This is a genomic window from Streptomyces luteireticuli (assembly GCF_041519305.1).
Classification (GTDB): Bacteria; Actinomycetota; Actinomycetes; order Streptomycetales; family Streptomycetaceae; genus Streptomyces; species Streptomyces luteireticuli.
In genome coordinates, this window is record NZ_CP167927.1 from 3,793,670 (window position 1) to 3,810,494 (window position 16,825).

The window sequence follows — 16,825 nt, forward strand, 5'->3', positions numbered from 1 at the left end:
TTCAACTCCCGTGGGTGAGGTGAGGGGCCCGGGAGTTCGCTGCCCGGGCCGCGACCAGCCTCACACGAGGGGACATTCCGCGCATTTCGATCAGTAACGCTGCGTATCACTAACGCTGCGCACGCGCCTTCTCGTCCGCCGCTCCCCCGGCCCCCACCAGCCCCCGCCCGCCCAGCGCCGCCAGCCGGTCCCCGAAGTGCCGCATCTCGCGCCGCGCGCCCAGCGCCAGCAGCCCCGGCAGCAGCCCGCGCACCGGCTGCGTCCCGCGGAGCCACCCCTGGGCGTACACATGCGCCGAGCGGCGCTCGATGCCCACGACGAGCCGCTCGACCGCCGGACCCAGCGGATAGGTGCGGTTGACCGGCCACGGCAGCCGCTGCCGCATCTCCCGCATCAGCCCGACCTCATCGGTGCCGCGCACCATGTCCGTGTCGGTCCAGCTCAGATAGCCCACCCCGACGCCCACGCCCCGGTGCCCGACCTCGGCCCGCAGCGTGTGCGCGTACGCCTCGACGCCCGACTTGGACGCGCAGTACGCCGACATCAGCGGCGCCGGCAGGATGGCCGCCAGGGACGCGATCTGGAGCAGATAGCCCCGGCTCGCGACCAGGTCCGGCAGGAAGGCCCGGCCGGTGGCCGCGGAGCCCACCAGGTTGACCTCCACCACCCGCCGCCACACGTCGAAGTCGCAGCCCTCCAGCGGGCCGCCGGCCGCGACCCCGGCGTTGGAGACGACGACGTCCACCCGGCCGAACCGGTCCCGGACCTCCCCGGCCACGCGCTCCATCGCCTCCGCGTCCGTCACGTCCGCGTGCCAGTGGGCGGCCTCGGTCCCCAGCGAGCCCGCGACCCGCCGCAGTTCGTCGGGCTCCAGCCCGACCAGCGCCAGCCGGGCGCCGCGCGCGGACAGCTTGCGGGCGAGACGTTCGCCCACCCCCCGCGCCGCACCGGTGACGACCGCCACCCGTCCTCGAAGTACCGTGCTCATCGCACCGCTCCCGCCGTCGTCTCCGTCGCCGTCTCCGGAACCCGTACTTTCCTGAGCAATTGGTACTCCTGGAGGTCCACCCTCCGGGTCGCTTTCCGGAACTCGGACGTCGTCCCCGGCCAGACGGTCGTGTTGCGCCCCTCCGCGTCCAGGTACCAGCTGTCGCAGCCGCCCGTGTTCCACACCGTGCGCTCCATGCGCCGCTGGAGCATCCGGTTCCAGGCGTTCGCCGCCGACGGCCGGGCGTCGAGCGCGGACCGGCCGCCCAGCACGTCCAACTGGCGCATGAAGTCCGCCAGATAGTTCAGCTGCGACTCGATCATCAGGATCATCGAGCTGTTCCCGAGCCCGGTGTTGGGGCCGATGATGAAGAGGAGGTTGGGGAAGCCCGGCGCGCTGGTCCCGCGCAGGGCCGCCATGCCGCCCTTCCACGTCTCGGCCAGCGTCCGGCCCTCGGCGCCCGTGACCCGGTGGGCGATCGGCATGTCCGTGACCCGGAAGCCGGTGCCGAAGACGAGGACGTCCGCCTCCGCCGTCGTGCCGTCGGCCGCGACCAGCGTCCGGCCGCGCACCTCGGCGAGGCCCGAGGTCACCACGTCCACATTGGGCCGGGACAGGGCCGGGTAGTAGTCGTTGGACAGCAGGATCCGCTTGCAGCCAATCCGGTAGCCGGGCGTCAGCCTGGCCCGCAGCCCCGGGTCCGGGACGCCCCGGCGCAGATGGGCCCGGGCGATCGCCTCGACGAAGCCGAGCCGGTCCGGCCTCCTGGTGAACGCCCCCGTCTGCAACTCCCGGATGCCCCACAGCAGTCCACGGCGCAGGGCGCGCGTCGGCGGCACCTTGGAGTGCAGCCAGCGCTCGGGCGCCGTGATGCGCCGGTCGGCGCGCGGCACCACCCAGGGCGGGGTTCGCTGGAAGAGCGTCAGCCGCTCCACCTCCGGCTGGATGCCCGGGACGATCTGGATGGCCGAGGCGCCGGTGCCGACCACCGCCACGCGCTTTCCCCGGAGTTGGACATCGTGGTCCCACCGGGAGGAGTGGAAGACCGGCCCGGGGAAGGAACCCAGACCGGGGATGTCCGGCAGCTTCGCGTCCGACAGCGGGCCGGTCGCGGAGACGACGACGTCGGCGAGGTACGTCCCCGACGCCGTCTCCAGCTCCCAGCGCAGCTCGTCCGCGTCCCAACGGGCGCTCAGCACCTCCGAGTCGAGCCGCAGGTGCGGCCGCAGCCCGTAGGTGTCCGCCACCCGCTCCAGGTACGCCCGGATGTGCGGCTGCCCGGAGAAGTTGCGCGGCCACTCCGGATTCGGCGCGAACGAGAACGAGTAAAGGTGCGAGGGGACGTCGCACGCGCAGCCCGGATAGGTGTTGTCCCGCCAGGTGCCGCCCACCGCACCAGCGCGCTCCAGGACGACGAAGTCCGTCACCCCCTCGCGCCGGAGCCGCACCGCGGCGCCCAGCCCGCCGAATCCGGACCCGATCACCGCCACCCGAACCTGAACGGCCATGCGCCATCGCCTCCCGGATCGCCCCGCGGTTCACCCCGCGGACTGTGCCAGTGATTGCTGGCACGGTGCGAGGGTAGGGCAGCGCGCTACCCGGCGGTAGGGGTTCTGCGCAAGGAAGTTACCGCGAGTCGCACGCGTCCGGGCGGCCTACGCTTCCCGGGTGAGCACCGACGAGAAGACCCCGCCGCGCGAGTACCGGATGACCGAGCTGGCCGAGGCGGCCGGCATCACCGTCCGCACCCTGCGCTACTACCGCGAACGCAGGCTCATACCCCCGCCCCGCCGCGCGGGGCGCATCGCCTGGTACGACGACCACCACCTCGCACGGCTGCGCACGATCGCGGCGCTGCTGGAGCGCGGGCACACCCTCGGCGGCATCGCCGAGCTGATCGCCGCCTTCGAGGGCGGGCGCGGCGTCGCCGAACTCCTCGGCCTGGGCGACCCGTTCGCGGCCCCGTGGTCCCGCGAGACCCTGGTCCGGCTGTCGCCGGAGGAGCTCCTCGACCACTTCTCGGGCGAGGCCACGGCGGAGAACCTGGCCGCTTCCCTGGACATCGGCTATCTCGCCGTGGACGGCGAGGAGTTGGTGCACGTCAGCCGGCGGCTGCTGGACGTGTCCAGGAAGCTCGTCCGCGAGGGCGTCCCCCTGCCCGTGATGCTGGCCGCCGGCCGCGAGATCCGCGCCCACGCGGACGCGCTGGCCGCCACGTTCGCCGCCCTGTTCCGGGAACACGTGCTGACGGACATCCCGGCGGGGGCGGCGGAGGGCGAACCCCCGTCGTCCGAGGACGTCGACCGGATGGCCCGCACCCTGGACCGGCTCCGCCCGGTGGCCCACACGGTGGTGGAGGCGGAGGTCGCCCTGGCGATGGACCGCCGCATACGGGCGGAACTGCGCGCCTGGCTGGGTGACTAGGAGACGGTCAGGATTTCCAGGACGTGCCCGTCCGGACTCCTGAAGTACGTGCCGCGGCCGCCGTTGTGGTGGTTGACGGCACCGGGGTCGTCGAGACGGGGCCCGGAGTAGTGGGTCACCCCCGCCTCCTCTATGCGCCGGAGGATCGCGTCGAACTCCGCCTCCGGGACGAGGAAGGCGTAGTGCTGCTCGGCTATGGCCGGATGCGGGCTGGTCATGAAGTCGAGCGTGACGCCGTTGGCCAGGCGCAGGGCGACGAACGGCCCCACCTCCGGGCCGGTTTCGAGTCCGAGGAGACCCGCGACGAACGCGGCGGCGGCGTGCTTGTCGCGGGAGTGGACGATGGTGTGGTTCAGCTCGATGGGCATCCTTGATCGTGGCACGGCGGAGGACCCGGGTCGAGGACCGATTCCGGCCGGACGGTGAAGGGGGGCGTCCCGGACGGCAGTTGGAAACGCCCCCGGCGGCGTCAGCGCTCGAAGACGACCGTCACCGGCGCGTGGTCGCTCCACCGCTCCGCGTGCGACGCCGCCCGCTCGACGACCGCCTTCCGCGCCCGCTCCGCCAGCCCGGGCGAGCAGACGACATAGTCGATGCGCCAGCCGGAGTCGTTGTCGAAGGCGCGGCCGCGGTAGGACCACCACGAGTACGGGCCGGCGACGTCGGGGTGGAGGGCGCGGACGACGTCCACGTACTCCTCGAAGACCTTCGTCAGCCAGGCCCGCTCCTCGGGGAGGAAGCCCGCGCTCTTGCGGTTGGCCTTCCAGTTCTTGAGGTCGGCCTCCTGGTGGGCGATGTTCCAGTCGCCGCAGACCGCGACCTCGCGGCCCTCCGCCGCCGCCCGCGCCTTCAGGGCGACCAGGTACGGGAGGAACTCGGCCATGAAGCGTTCCTTCTCGTCCTGGCGCTCCGTGCCGACCTCGCCGGAGGGGAGGTAGAGGCTGGCGACCGTGACGCCGGGCAGGTCGATCTCGACGTAGCGGCCGCTGCCGTCGAACTCGGCCGAGCCGAAGCCGATGCGGACGGCGTCCGGCCCGCGGCGGGAGTAGACGGAGACGCCCGCCCGGCCCTTGGCCGCCGCCGGGGCGTGCACCACGTGCCACCCCTCGGGCTCGCGGACCTCGTCGGGGAGCTGGTGGGGCTCGGCGCGGACCTCCTGGAGGCAGACCACGTCGGCCCCGGTGGCCGCCAGCCACTCCACGAAACCCTTCTTGGCCGCGGCGCGCAGGCCGTTCACATTCACGGACGTCACAGTGAGCATTCCGGCACGATACCGACTTCCGGAACGGCCCTGTCGCGCCCGGTCCGGCCGCCCTTACGATCCCGGGATGCGGATACTGCCCGTCGCCTTCGACCACCCGGACGCCGTGAAACTCAACGACGAGGTGCAGGAGGAGTACCGCCGCCGCTACGACGACGACGGCGATCTCACCCCGCTGGAACCGGCCCACTTCGCCCCGCCGCGTGGCCTTTATCTCATCGCCTACGAGGACGGCGGCGCACCCGTGGCCACGGGCGGCTGGCGCGCCTGGGAGGACGCGGAGGAGGGGTACGCCGAGGGCGACGCCGAGATCAAGCGCATGTATGTGATCCCGCGGGCGCGCGGCCTGGGGCTGGCCCGGCGGATCCTCGCCGGGCTGGAGGAGGACGCGCGGGCGGCGGGGCGGACGCGGATGGTGCTGGAGACGGGGTCCGCGCAGCCGGAGGCGATCGCACTCTACACCTCGTCCGGCTACGCGCCGACGGCCAAGTTCGGGATCTACCGGTTCCACGCCGGCTGCCGCTGCTACGCGAAGCCGCTGCTGCCGATCTAGTCCGGCACCGGGCCGCGGACGGCGTCCCGCAGGTCCAGGACCGCCTGCGCGCCGCCGCCCTCCGGGTTCTCGAAGGTCAGCCGGGCGCCCAGGACCCGGGCCTGGCCGACCGCTATCGTCAGGCCGAGCCCCAGCCCGGAGCCGGAGTCCGTGCGGAAGCGCTGCGGGCCGTGGGCCAGGAGCTGGTGCGGAAAACCGGGGCCCCGGTCGCGGACGCGGACGACGCCGTCGTCCACCTCGGCGACGACCGGCCCGGCGCCGTGCCGGAACGCGTTGGTGACCAGGTTGGTCAGTATCCGCTCGACGCGCCGCGGGTCGGTCTCGACGAGGCCGTCGCACACCACCCGGACCTCGGCCGGGGTCCGGCCGGGCCCGCCCGCGGCGGTGACCGCGGCGGTGACCGCGGCGACGGCCCGGCGGGCCAGGTCGCCCAGCGCCCGTACCTCGGTGTCGGCCCGCTCGGCGTCCGCGTCCAGCCGGGCCACCTCCAGGACATCCTCGACCAGGGTCCGTACGCGCCGGGCCCGTTCCTGGACCATCTCGGCGGGGCGGCCGGACGGCAGCAGGGCGGCGGCGGCGACCAACCCGGCGACGGGGGTGCGCAGTTCGTGCGCGATGTTGGCGGTCACCTCGCGCTCGGCCTGGAGGCGGGCGGCGAGCGCGTCGGCCATGCGGTTGACGGCGACGGTGAGCCGGGCGATCTCGTCCTTGCCGCCGCGCGGGCGCAGCCGTGCCGTCAGGTCGCCCTCGGCGATGCGCTCGGCGGTGCGGGCGGAGGCGTCGATGCGGCGCCCGGCGAAGGCGGCGAGGCTGACGCCGACGATCCCGGAGAAGGCGGTGCCCAGCGCGCCGGCCGTCCACAGGACGTCGTCGAGGTCCTGGATGTTGCGGGTCTCGCGGGTGTAGGGGCGCCGCAGGGCGATGACGTCGTCGCCGAGGCGGGTGGCCGCCCACAGGACGGGTTCGGAGCCGCCGCGGTCCAGATAGGTGGCCGTCTTGCGGTCCTCGGCGGCGCGGCGCAGGGGTTCGGGCAGACCGTCGGGGTTGACGAGGGTGTGCGCGCGGTCGAAGCCGGCGGCGTGGTCCTCGACGGCGGAGGCGAGCCGGGAGGTGATCATCTCGCGGGCGGTGGCGAGCTGGTTGACGGCCGTGCGGTGGTGCACCACGAACCCGATGAGGACGGCGACCAGCGCGGCGGTGACGGTGATCGCCGCACCGATCTTCGTTCTCAGTCCCATGGGTCAAGGCTCCTCGACGGCTGTCACGCACGGCTATCGCTTCGGCACGAAGAGCCGCAGATCACTCAGTCCGGCCCGGTGCCGGGCCGGGACCCCGTCGGCCGTGACGGAGGCCCGGCTGTAGTACGCCCGGTGATCCTGCCCCACGAGCCCGCCGAGCCTCACCCGGGCCCGGAGCGGCTCCCCGCGGCAGCCGGGCGCGCACCAGGCGCCGGACACCTGCCCGACCGCCTCGGCCACCGGCCCGCCCCAGGACTCCCAGCGCAGCCGGGTCAGCCGGACGGCACCATCGATCTCCAGGACCGCGGGGCGGCGCAGCAGGGGGCGGCCGGGCCCCTCGCTGATCCCGACGGGAAGTTCGCCGGTCGCCGCCGGGGTCGGCGCGGGTCCGCTCACCTCGATCCCGCCGGGCTCGGCGCAGCCGCCGAGGAGCAGGGCGGCGAGGAGGGCCACGAGGACACCGGCGGCGGTTCGTGGCACGGGGTTCCTCGGGGGCGGGGCGGTCCGAACGGGCGACGGCATGCGACCCCGTACAGGGCCATTCGCGTCAAATGTTACCGGTGGGGCGGATTCGCCTCCTGCGGTCTTGACGTTCGTGAGTCGTCGGCTCATAGGATCTCGGCGCTCCAGTGGTCCGTGCCCGTAGCCGACGCCGCTCCGGAGGTCACCCATGCACATCGCCCGCCGCACGATCCTCGGCGCCCTCGCGGGCTCCGCGGCCCTCGGGGCCACGGGCACCGTCCCGGCCGCGGCCGGGACGCCGTCGGGGGGTGCCGCCGTCGAGGCCCTGGCCCGGCTGCTGCCCCGCCACCACCAGCAGGTCACCTTCAGGACCGTGCCCCGCCGGGGCGGCGCGGACGCCTTCCGGGTCTCGGGGGCGGCGGGCCGGATCCTCGTCGAGGGCACCACTCCGGCCGTCCAGCTCACCGGCTTCCACCGCTATCTGCGGGAGCGGGCCCACGCGCACTTCTCCTGGGCCGGCGAGCGGACCGACCTGCCGGCCGCCCTCCCGGCCGCCGGCCGCGCCCTCGCCGCGACCGCCAACGTCCGCCACCGCTTCGCGCTCAACGACACCAACGACGGCTACACCGGCCCCTACCGCGACTGGGACTACTGGGAACGCGAGATCGACGTCCTGGCCCTGCACGGCTTCAACGAAGTGCTCGTCTACGCGGGGGCCGACGCGGTCTACCGGCGAACGTTCGTCGAACACGGTTACTCGGACGCGGAAGTGCGCGCCTGGGTTCCGGGTCCGGCCCATCAGCCCTGGTGGCTGATGCAGAACATGAGCGCCTTCGGCGGCCCGGTGTCGCAGGCCCTCCTCGACCGCCGGGCCGCCCTCGCCCGGCGCATCGTCCGCCGGCTGCGCGAGCTGGGCATGACCCCGGTGCTCCCCGGCTACTACGGCACCGTGCCGCCCGGCTTCGCCGACCGCCACGACGGCGCCCGGACCGTCCCCCAGGGCGACTGGGCCGGCTTCCCGAGACCCGACTGGCTCGACCCGCGCACCCCGCACTTCACCCGCGTCGCCCGCACCTTCTACCGCGTGCAGCGGGAGCTCCTCGGCGCGACGTCCATGTACAAGATGGACCTCCTGCACGAGGGCGGCACCCCCGGCCCCGTCCCCGTCGGCGCCGCGGCCCGCGCCGTGGAGAAAGCGCTGCGCACCGCGCACCCGGACGCCGTATGGGCGGTCCTGGGCTGGCAGAACAACCCCCGCCGCGAGATCCTCGACGCCGCCGACCGGTCGAGGATGCTCATCCTGGACGGCATCCCCGACCACTACCCGCACGTGACCGACCGCGAGAAGGACTGGGCCGGCACCCCGTACGCCTTCGGCACCATCTGGAACTTCGGCGGGCACACGGCGCTCGGCGCCAACACCCGCGACTGGGCCTCCCTCTACCACCGCTGGCGCACCAAGCGGGGCAGCGCCCTGAGCGGCATCGCGCTGATGCCGGAGTCCGCGGACAACAACCCGGCGGGACTCGCGCTCTTCTCCGACCTCGCGTGGACGGACGGGCCGGTGGACCTGGAGGACTGGTTCGCCCGCTGGCCGGTGCAGCGCTACGGCGCCGCCGACCGCTCGGCGTCCCGGGCGTGGGACGTGCTGCGGCGGACGGCGTACGGGACGACGCGCGCGGACGGGTGGAGCGAGGCGGCGGACGGGCTGTTCGGGGCGCGGCCGGACCTGGCCGTCAACCGGGGCGGCGCGTGGTCGCCGCGCAAACTCCGCTACGACGCCGAGGAGTTCGAGGAGGCGCTGCCGGCGCTCTTGGCGGTCGCCCCGGCGCTGCGGCGCAGTTCGGCGTACCGGTACGACCTGCTGGACGTGGCGCGGCAGTGCCTGGCGAACCGGAGCCGGGTGACACTGCCGCGGATCAAGGCGGCGTACGAGGCGGAGGACGCCCCCCGCTTCCGCGAACTGACGCGGTCGTGGCTCGACTTGATGGACCTCATGGAGGAACTCGTCGCCACGGACGAACGCCATCTGCTCGGACGGTGGGTCGCCGAGGCGCGGGCCTGGGGCGCCACCCCGGCGGAACGCGACCGGCTGGAGCACGACGCGGTCTCGCTCCTGACCGTCTGGGGACCGCGCCCGTCGGCGGACGGCGGCAAGCTGCACGACTACGCGAACCGGGAGTGGTCGGGCCTGGTCGGCGGTCTGTACCGGCTGCGCTGGACCACGTACTTCGCGGAGCTGGAGGCGGCGTTGGGAGCGGGCCGCAAGCCGAAGCCGGTCGACTGGTTCGCGCTGGAGGACGGCTGGACGCGCCGCCGCCCCGCGTACCCGGCGAAGCCGCGGGGGGACGTGGTGGAGGTGGCGCGCCGGGTGGCCGAACGGCTGTGAGGCCATCGCCGGACGGGCCGGTCCGTGCCGACCCGTCCGGCGCCCGCGGCCCTACGCCCGCGAACCCGCCAGCTTCCACTCCCGGTGCAGCCCCGGCAGCGGCATCCGCCGCTCGAATATCGGGGTCCCGAAGATCTTCAGCTGCAACTGCAGCGCACCGTTCAGGTCGACGCCCCCGAACGCCCCCCACTTCCCCTTCAGCGACTTCTTCCCGTCGCTGGAGATGTCGCCCTTCACCTCGCCCTCGGCCCGCAGATACGGCGACAGATTCCCCGTCACGCCCACGGTCCCGTACAGCCCGACCGCCGCCTCCGCACCCAGCGCGGCCTTGACCTTGCCACCCGCCGAGGCGGACGCCTTGACCGGCGAACCCTTCAGATCCGCCTGGCTCACCGGCTCCCAGCCCTTCGCCCGGCTGTAGGAACCGCCGACCTTGAAGCCGCCCTTGACGTCCTGCTTCACATCGACGGTGATCTTCCCGTCGCCGTCGACCTGGAGGTAGCAGGTCAGGTCCGCGTTGACGACGACCGGCACCGGGCCGACCTGGATGACCGGCGTCGCGTGCAGCTTCGCGAACGGCAGCCGCAGCGGCTTGCCGTCCTCGGTCGACGCGGCGGCCTGCCCCTTCAGCTCCCACGCCGCCTTCCAGTCGCCGGCCAGCGACAGTGACGCCGTACCGGGCGCGCGCCCGTCCGTCCCGCGCCCGTCGTACCCGAAGTCGACCTCCGGCGCCAGCTGCACGAAGCCGTTCACGGACGCCTTCGCGGACGCCGGGGCGCCCTTCGCCGTCGCGATGGCCGTCCCCACGTCCACCCGCAGGCTGCCCAGCGGCAGCTTCGCGCCCTGCGGCCCGAAGTGCAGGTCGCCCCGCTTCGCCCAGGACACCTTCACTCCGGGGACCAGCGGCTTGACCGCGACCGCCGACGGGTCGACGGCGACCTTGCCGCCCGCCTTCGCGTCGCCGAGCAGCGCGGGGAGCGTCGCCGGCTCGGTACGGACCTTCGTGCCCTTGGCGGTCCGGCCCTCGACCTTGGTGACCTTGGCGAGGACGCCGTTCGGGGCACCGGGCGCGGGCGCACTGGCGAAGACGTCACCCACGGCCACGGACTTGGCGGGGGCGGCGGACGGCGTGCTCCCGCCGCCCGGCTTCTTCGTGTCAGCAGCCGTCGCCAGCACGGCCGTTCCGCTCTTCCGGTCGTACGAGGCGACCCTCAGCGCCGACTTGTGCGCCTGCTGCCGGTGCGGCGCGGCGGACGACGGGCTCGCCACCGCGCTGGGCACGGCACTCCCGTCGGCGGGCGCGGCGGCGACGCCCATCGGCGCGGCCGCGACGGCCATCTCCTGGGGCGCCTCGGAGGAGGCGGCGGCGGACGGCGCGGAGGCCGGCTCCGCGTCCTTCGCCCGGTCCGATCCGGACGCCGAACACCCGGTGACGGCCAGGGATATGGCCGTCAGGGCAGGGAAGAGCACTCTCGTGTAAGGCTTGCGCAAGATGAATCCTCGGGGGCGGACTGCGGGTTACTTGCAGGTAAAGATCCGCATGATCCTGTCATGCACGCCACGACCCAAAGATCCATCCGATGACCCGGACGGAATGATCTGCGTCACAGGGCCCGATGAACGGAGATCACACACGAGACCGTGGTCCGGACCGGCAGCTCCAGCGCCCCGATGCGCTCCCGGAGTTCCTCCACCGAAATGTGCCGCGCACTCGGCCCCATGAGCACGAGCTGCTCCACGTCCCCGGCCGTGAGCTCGACGGTGTACTCCTGCGCAGACCGCCCCTCGGCCCGGAAGCGCCCGCCGAGCGTGCGCTCCAGCCGGTCCTCCTTGGCGGAGTCCACCCCCAGCAGGCCGAGCGGACCGCGGAGTTCAACCAGGTGCGCCGGGGTCGGCGTGACGACGACGAGCGCCCCGCGGCCAGGACGCAGCACCCGATGAAACTCCTCCCCATTACGAGGCGCAAAAACATTGAGCACGACATCCACCGACCCACTCCGCACCGGCAACCGCCGCCAGACGTCCCACGTCGCGGCCCAGGCCCTCGGATGACACCGGGCCGCCTGCCGCAGCGCGAACTTGGACGCGTCCAGCCCCAGCCCGACGGCGCCGGGCAGCGCGTCGAGAACGGCGGCCAGGTAGTGCCCGGTACCGGCACCGGCGTCGAGCACGGTCCCGTCACCGACGCCGAGCCCTTCGACGACCCGGGCCAGCTCCCGCGCGAGCGGATCGTAGTGCCCGCCCCCGAGGAACGCGGTCCTGGCCCGCACCATGTCGGCGGAATCCGCCGTACCGGCCTTCATGTTGCCGGTCAGCAGCCCGACGTACCCCTGACGCGCGATGTCGAACGAGTGCCGCGCGGGGCAGCGGAGCGCCCCGCCGTCCAGGGAGAGCCGCTCTCCGCAGAGGGGGCACGTCAGGACATCGAGGAGCCGGGTGACGGGCATGGGCTGGAGTCCTCCGCGCAAACGGTTTCGGGACCGGGTCCCGGCTTCAGCGGTGAGAGACATGAGGACAGCCGGCAAATACGGTGCTCCCGAGGCTAACACGGGCCGATGGGACGGCTGGTGAGCCGAGGGTTCCTCTCCCCGGCCCGCCCTTTCACCGTTTCCCGGGGAGACGCCGGACGGGCTGAAATAGCCCGTCCGGCGCTTGAGGACGAGCGGCGGAGCCGCGACAACGGGGGCCAGGGGCGAAGCCCCGAAAGCAGGGGTGCAGGGGGCGCAGCCCCCGCCCACCGCGCGGCAGCGCGGTGGGCGGGCCGAGGGGGCGGAGCCCCCGGAAGAAACGGTGAAAGGGCGGGGCGGGGAGAAAACCCCCTCCCCCCCCTCACCGCTCCGGCGAAGACCCCGGCGGCACCACTCCCCGCATGTCGAACGTCAACCCCGAAAACCTCTCCCCCTGAATCACCGGCCCGTACTGCGTCCCGCCAGTGACACTGTTGTGCACCCGCGGCGCACTCTCCCCCCGACCCCCCGGATCCAGCTCGGCAAGCAACTGCCGCAGCTCGTCCGCGGCCCCCGGATCCGCGCGGAGCGCCACCCGCAACCGCTCCCGCCACCGCTCCTCGATCACAGCCACGGCCGCGTCCGCGGAGGGACCGTCCTCCCCCGCCCCGGCGGCCAGTTCCTCCGCATCGCGCCGGAGCTCGCCGTCCACCACCGTCACGTCGTCACCGCCGTCGCCGCCGTCGCCGCCACCGTCCGCGCCACGGGCGAAGAACCGCGCCACCCGCCCCCGGGCCTGCGACCAGGCGTCCGTGACCATCAGTCCCACCAGTGTCGTCGCACCCGACGCCGCCAGCGCCGTCAACTCGGCCTCCACAGGGCCTCCTTGCGATTGCCGCCCCGGAATTCCCATCCCACGGCCCCCACGGTAGAGAGCGGCGAACCGCTTGGGTAGCCCGCCGCCCCTCACCACCCCCGGAAGGGCGCCTCCCGCTGCCACCAGGGCGCCCCGATCAACTGGCCGGGATGAACCGACGTCCTGGGGCGATCGGATTCCCACGAGCCGGTCCACTCCGCGGTGAGGGCCCGGAAACTGGTGGGGGTGCAGCCGGCCAGCATCCGGAAGTCGCGGTTGAAGTGCGGCTGGTCGGCGTAGCCGGACGCGGTCGCGGCCTCGGCCCAGGAGGAAAGCCCCGTGCCGCACATGAGGAACATGGCCCTCTGCAGCCGGGCGATACGGGCCACGGTCTTGGGGGACAGCCCGATCTCCTGCCGGAACCGGGCGTTCAAGTGCTGCCGCGACCAGCCCACTTCCTCCGCGAGCGCGCCGATGCGCACATCGCCCGAGAGGGCCGTCAGCCGCTGCCAGGCCCGCCGGACCGGCACGGGCAGCTCCGGCCCGGCACCGATGCGGGCGATCAGAAACTCGTCCAACAACCGGAACCGTGCCGTCCAGTCGGGGGCGTCGGCAAGCCGCTCGGCCAACCGCCGCGCACAGGCCCCCAGCAGATCGGTGAGACCGACACACGCATGGGCGATCTCGCCCAGCGGCAGGCCGAACAACGCCCGGGCCCCCGGCGCCGTCAGCCGCACCGTCAGGCCGTACATCCGCCCGACCTGCTCGATCGCCATCGGCCGGTCCCTCGGCCCGGTCACCGGCGAGCCCACCGAACACCACTCCGGAGCCCGGGAGTCGGCACCCACCCTGCGGACGTGCGGCTCGAAGTCGATGACGCAGAGCACGGTCTCCAGTGCCATGACCCGCCGCACCAACGGCCGCGCGAGCGTCCAGTCCTGGCCCGTGTACTCGAGGACGAGGCCCGCCAGCCGGGGATGCGGGGCGCAGAAGGCGAGTTCACCGGAACCGGCCTTCCGGACGCTGCTCACGGACACCTGGCCGTCCACACCGCTCCCCCCGGTCGCACGGAACACCGGACCCGACCACGGATCCTACGGGAACGCAGAAATCCCGCCCGATCGAAACGATCGGACGGGATTCCCGCGTTGGTTGTGGACCTGAGGGGATTCGAACCCCTGACCCCCTCGATGCGAACGAGGTGCGCTACCGGACTGCGCCACAGGCCCTTGCAACGAGTGAAACTCTAGCACCCCGACCGGCCTACGAGAAAATCCCCTCCTGCCGCCCCCTCGCTGGTCAGCGCGGGGGGGGCGGCGGAGGCGTCAGCCGTTGGCCGCGCGCGGACGGTCCTCGTCGGCGTACTGGTCGAAGAGCGGGGTGCGGCCGCGCTCGCGCGGGCGGCGGCGCGACCGGGCCCCGCGGCGGTCCTCGGCGGGCTTGCGGTCGAGGGCCGGCTCGGCGGTGCTGGAACGGGCGGCGCTCCACGTGTCCGGAGCACCGAGGTCGGCCGAGTCGCCGGCGCGCGGGGCGACGGGCGCGGTGACATACGTCGGCAGCGGGACCGGCACCGGCTCCCAGCCCTCCTCGCCCTCCGTGCCGCGGTCGCGCTGCTGGTCCACCCACTCGGCGTGGTCGGTCTGCTCGACGAGCGCACGACGGCCCGCGCTGCGGGACGGGGGCATCGGGGGCTCAGCGGCGGGGGCCGCCTGCAGGACGGTGTCGGAGGCGGCGGCGGTCACGGGGTCCGCCGCCTGCTGAGGGCGGGGACGGCCCTCGCGCAGCCGCTGGGCGGCCAGCTCGGCGCGCCGCTGGTCCATGACGAAGGCGAACCGCCGCCGCTCCTGGATCCGCAGGTAGCAGATGTACGCGCTGAGGAGCAGCGCCGGGAGGGCGGGGGCCCACAGGAACGCCACCCCGCCCACGCCCGCGACGACCGCGCCCAGGGTGAAGGCGAGGAAGAGGACGACGGTGGTGCGGCGCCGGCGGGCGAGCACCTTCGAACGGCGCGCGCGCTCGGCGGAGGCGGCGGACGCGGCCGCCTGGGACGCCCGGTCGGGCGCGGGCGCGCCGGAGGACCGCACGGCGACCGTGTCGGTCGCGGCGTCCGGTGCGGGGGCCGCCGGGGGTTCCGCCTCCGCCTCGGGGCCCGGGGCGGACGTGTCGGCGGAGCCGGACACGGCGCGCCCCTCGAGCTCCTTGGCGTAACGGCGCTCCATGCCCGCCCGTCCGGACAGCAGCCGGATGGCCGTGCTGAAGCGTTCCGTCGGACGGGCTTCGTTGAGCTCGTCCTGCCTACGGAGCCACATCGGCACCAAGTAGGCGGCCCAGGCCCCGACGATGACTGCGTAGATCAGGCCGCTGCTGCTCACACTGCACACGGTAGAGGGGCTCGCTCAGCTGATTCCGCCAATTGGCGCGGTGTGTCGCACGAATCGGCTCATACCTCGAACTTTTTTTGTGATTGTTCGGTTCGGTGTCGCTCGGAGGCGGCCATTCGACGGGAAAGTTCGAATATTTGTTTTATTTCTTCATGTCCTGGGTCCCATGGCTGCCCTGGGTCCCATGGCCGTCCCGCGACCGGTGCCAGCGGGACAGCAGCCCGTCCCGCGCCTCGTCGGCGGTGAGCGCGTAGACGAGGTGGTCGCGCCAGTCCCCGTCGATGTGCAGATAGCGCGGGCGCAGGCCCTCCTCCCGGAAGCCCAGCTTCTCCACCACGCGCCGGCTGGGCGCGTTCTCGGGACGGATGCAGACCTCGACGCGGTGCAGGCCCAGACCGTGGAAGCAGTGGTCCACGGCGAGCGCGAGGGCGGTCGGCATGACGCCCCGGCCGGCCACCGCCTCGTCCACCCAGTAGCCGATGTGCGCCGAGCACATCGAGCCCCAGGTGATCCCGGCGACGGTGAGCTGGCCGGCCAGCTCGTCGCGGTACTCGATGACGAAGGGCAGCATGCGCCCGGCGTGGGCCTCGGCGCGCAGGTGGCGGACCATCTGCCGGTAGGTGGGCCGGCGGGCGGGCCGGGCACCGGGCGGGGGCGGCGGGACGGTCGCCTCCCAGGGGCGCAGCCAGTCGCGGTTGCGCCGGTTGACCTCGCGCCAGGCGCTCTGGTCGCGCAGGCGGATGGGCCGCAGGACCACGTCGCCGTCCGCGAGGGCGACCGGCCAGGTGCTCATCGCGGGGTCCGGGGATCCGGCCCGGGGTGGTCACCGCCGCGCAGCTGGTCCACCGCGTGCGGCAGCAGACGGGTCAGGACGGCGAGGCCGTCGCGCACCCCGCCCGTCGAGCCGGGCAGGTTGACGATCAGGGTGCGGCCCGCCACCCCGGCCAGTCCGCGGGAGAGCGCGGCCGTGGGGACCTTGGCGAGCCCCTCGGCCCGGATGGCCTCGGCGATGCCCGGGACCTCGTAGTCCAGGACGGCCCGGGTGGCCTCGGGGGTGCGGTCGGTGGGCGAGATGCCGGTGCCGCCGGTGGTGAGCACCACGTCGTACGCGTCGGCGACGGCGGCGCGCAGGGCCGCCTCCACCGGGTCGCCGTCGGGCACCACACGGACGTCCGCGACCTCGAAGCCCAGCGCGGCCAGTCCCTCGGCGAGCAGGGGGCCGCCGCGGTCGGGGTAGACGCCGGCCGCGGCGCGGTTGGAGGCGGTGATCACCAGGGCTCTCACGGTCGCCGCCAGTCGCCGGACTTGCCGCCCGTCTTCTCCTCGACCCGGATGCCGGTGATCACGGCCGCCTTGTCGACCGCCTTGATCATGTCGACCACCGTGAGCGCGGCCGTGGAGACGGCGGTCATGGCCTCCATCTCCACACCGGTGCGGCCCGTGGTGCGCACGGTGGCGGTGATCTCGATCGCGTCGTCGGCGACCGCCAGGTCGACCACGACGCCCGTGAGGGGCAGCGGGTGGCAGAGGGGGATGATCTCGGGGGTGCGCTTGGCGCCCATGATCCCCGCGATCCGGGCGGTGGCGAGGACGTCCCCCTTGGGCAGGCCCTCGCCGCGCAGCAGCTCCACCACGCGCGGCGAGACGAGCACCCGCCCGCTCGCCCGGGCCGTACGGGCGGTGACGTCCTTGGCCGAGACGTCGACCATGCGCGCCGCTCCCGCGTCGTCGAGGTGCGTCAGCCTGGCGGGTGGGTGCTGGGCGCTGCTCATCGTTCTCCCGGTCCGGGTCGGTTGGTTGGGATGGGCAGTCACCGTACCCGGAGC

General features: G+C 73.8%; 17 protein-coding genes and 1 tRNA gene. 3 read left to right on the forward strand and 15 right to left on the reverse strand.

Annotated features, from left to right (window positions below):
• Nucleotides 1–109: 109 nt before the first annotated feature.
• Together AB8735_RS16645 and AB8735_RS16650 are read right to left on the reverse strand one after the other, a co-directional pair.
• Complete coding sequence (locus AB8735_RS16645) at nucleotides 110–988, reverse strand: SDR family oxidoreductase (protein WP_372408169.1); 879 nt, start codon at nucleotides 986–988, stop codon at nucleotides 110–112.
• Complete coding sequence (locus AB8735_RS16650; protein WP_372408171.1) at nucleotides 985–2,496, reverse strand: flavin-containing monooxygenase; 1,512 nt, start codon at nucleotides 2,494–2,496, stop codon at nucleotides 985–987. Before AB8735_RS16650 ends, AB8735_RS16645 begins: the two co-directional genes overlap by 4 nt.
• A gap of 199 nt (nucleotides 2,497–2,695) precedes the next feature.
• Between AB8735_RS16650 and AB8735_RS16655 the strand changes: the two genes are divergently transcribed.
• Entirely contained in the window at nucleotides 2,696–3,412 is a 717-nt protein-coding gene (locus AB8735_RS16655) for a MerR family transcriptional regulator (RefSeq protein WP_372411860.1), read from the forward strand.
• On the opposite strand, the gene AB8735_RS16660 is transcribed toward AB8735_RS16655, so the two are convergent.
• Together AB8735_RS16660 and AB8735_RS16665 are read right to left on the reverse strand one after the other, a co-directional pair.
• Complete coding sequence (locus AB8735_RS16660; RefSeq protein WP_372408172.1) at nucleotides 3,409–3,780, reverse strand: VOC family protein; 372 nt, start codon at nucleotides 3,778–3,780, stop codon at nucleotides 3,409–3,411. The genes AB8735_RS16655 and AB8735_RS16660 overlap by 4 nt on opposite strands.
• A gap of 101 nt (nucleotides 3,781–3,881) precedes the next feature.
• The gene (locus AB8735_RS16665; protein ID WP_372408174.1) at nucleotides 3,882–4,673 is read right to left on the reverse strand and encodes an exodeoxyribonuclease III; all 792 of its coding nucleotides are present in this window, start codon (nucleotides 4,671–4,673) and stop codon (nucleotides 3,882–3,884) included.
• A 67-nt stretch (nucleotides 4,674–4,740) separates the two neighbouring features.
• Between AB8735_RS16665 and AB8735_RS16670 the strand changes: the two genes are divergently transcribed.
• A complete protein-coding gene (locus AB8735_RS16670) occupies nucleotides 4,741–5,226 on the forward strand; it encodes a GNAT family N-acetyltransferase (protein ID WP_344023240.1) in 486 nt (161 codons plus the stop codon).
• On the opposite strand, the gene AB8735_RS16675 is transcribed toward AB8735_RS16670, so the two are convergent.
• Both AB8735_RS16675 and AB8735_RS16680 read right to left on the reverse strand, forming a co-directional pair.
• Nucleotides 5,223–6,464, reverse strand: a complete 1,242-nt coding sequence (locus AB8735_RS16675; protein WP_372408176.1) for an ATP-binding protein — start codon at nucleotides 6,462–6,464, stop codon at nucleotides 5,223–5,225. The two genes, AB8735_RS16670 and AB8735_RS16675, sit on opposite strands and share 4 nt — an antisense overlap.
• A gap of 33 nt (nucleotides 6,465–6,497) precedes the next feature.
• Nucleotides 6,498–6,944, reverse strand: coding sequence for a hypothetical protein (locus tag AB8735_RS16680; RefSeq protein ID WP_372408177.1), 447 nt, complete (start codon nucleotides 6,942–6,944; stop codon nucleotides 6,498–6,500).
• A gap of 190 nt (nucleotides 6,945–7,134) precedes the next feature.
• Here AB8735_RS16680 and AB8735_RS16685 point away from each other — a divergent pair, with 190 nt between their 5' ends.
• A complete protein-coding gene (locus AB8735_RS16685) occupies nucleotides 7,135–9,315 on the forward strand; it encodes an alpha-N-acetylglucosaminidase (protein WP_372408178.1) in 2,181 nt (726 codons plus the stop codon).
• A 51-nt stretch (nucleotides 9,316–9,366) separates the two neighbouring features.
• Here AB8735_RS16685 and AB8735_RS16690 read toward each other — a convergent pair whose 3' ends face one another.
• From AB8735_RS16690 to moaC, 9 genes are all read right to left on the reverse strand, one after another.
• Nucleotides 9,367–10,806 (reverse strand): hypothetical protein, encoded by a 1,440-nt coding sequence (locus tag AB8735_RS16690; protein ID WP_372408179.1) that lies wholly within the window; start codon nucleotides 10,804–10,806, stop codon nucleotides 9,367–9,369.
• A gap of 113 nt (nucleotides 10,807–10,919) precedes the next feature.
• Nucleotides 10,920–11,762: a putative RNA methyltransferase gene (locus AB8735_RS16695; protein ID WP_372408180.1), complete on the reverse strand. Its 843-nt coding sequence runs from the start codon at nucleotides 11,760–11,762 to the stop codon at nucleotides 10,920–10,922.
• Nucleotides 11,763–12,144: 382 nt separating this feature from the next.
• A complete protein-coding gene (locus AB8735_RS16700; RefSeq protein ID WP_372408182.1) occupies nucleotides 12,145–12,639 on the reverse strand; it encodes a hypothetical protein in 495 nt (164 codons plus the stop codon).
• An 89-nt stretch (nucleotides 12,640–12,728) separates the two neighbouring features.
• Nucleotides 12,729–13,649: an AraC family transcriptional regulator gene (locus tag AB8735_RS16705; protein ID WP_344023225.1), complete on the reverse strand. Its 921-nt coding sequence runs from the start codon at nucleotides 13,647–13,649 to the stop codon at nucleotides 12,729–12,731.
• Nucleotides 13,650–13,773: 124 nt separating this feature from the next.
• Nucleotides 13,774–13,847, reverse strand: a tRNA-Ala gene (locus AB8735_RS16710).
• Nucleotides 13,848–13,943: 96 nt separating this feature from the next.
• A complete protein-coding gene (locus AB8735_RS16715) occupies nucleotides 13,944–14,990 on the reverse strand; it encodes a hypothetical protein (protein WP_372408184.1) in 1,047 nt (348 codons plus the stop codon).
• A gap of 151 nt (nucleotides 14,991–15,141) precedes the next feature.
• Entirely contained in the window at nucleotides 15,142–15,792 is a 651-nt protein-coding gene (locus tag AB8735_RS16720) for a GNAT family protein (RefSeq protein ID WP_344023221.1), read from the reverse strand.
• The gene (locus AB8735_RS16725) at nucleotides 15,789–16,295 is read right to left on the reverse strand and encodes a molybdenum cofactor biosynthesis protein B (protein WP_372411861.1); all 507 of its coding nucleotides are present in this window, start codon (nucleotides 16,293–16,295) and stop codon (nucleotides 15,789–15,791) included. The genes AB8735_RS16720 and AB8735_RS16725 overlap by 4 nt, the downstream gene beginning before the upstream one ends.
• Complete coding sequence (gene moaC / locus AB8735_RS16730) at nucleotides 16,280–16,771, reverse strand: cyclic pyranopterin monophosphate synthase MoaC (RefSeq protein ID WP_372408186.1); 492 nt, start codon at nucleotides 16,769–16,771, stop codon at nucleotides 16,280–16,282. Before moaC ends, AB8735_RS16725 begins: the two co-directional genes overlap by 16 nt.
• Nucleotides 16,772–16,825 lie beyond the last annotated feature (54 nt).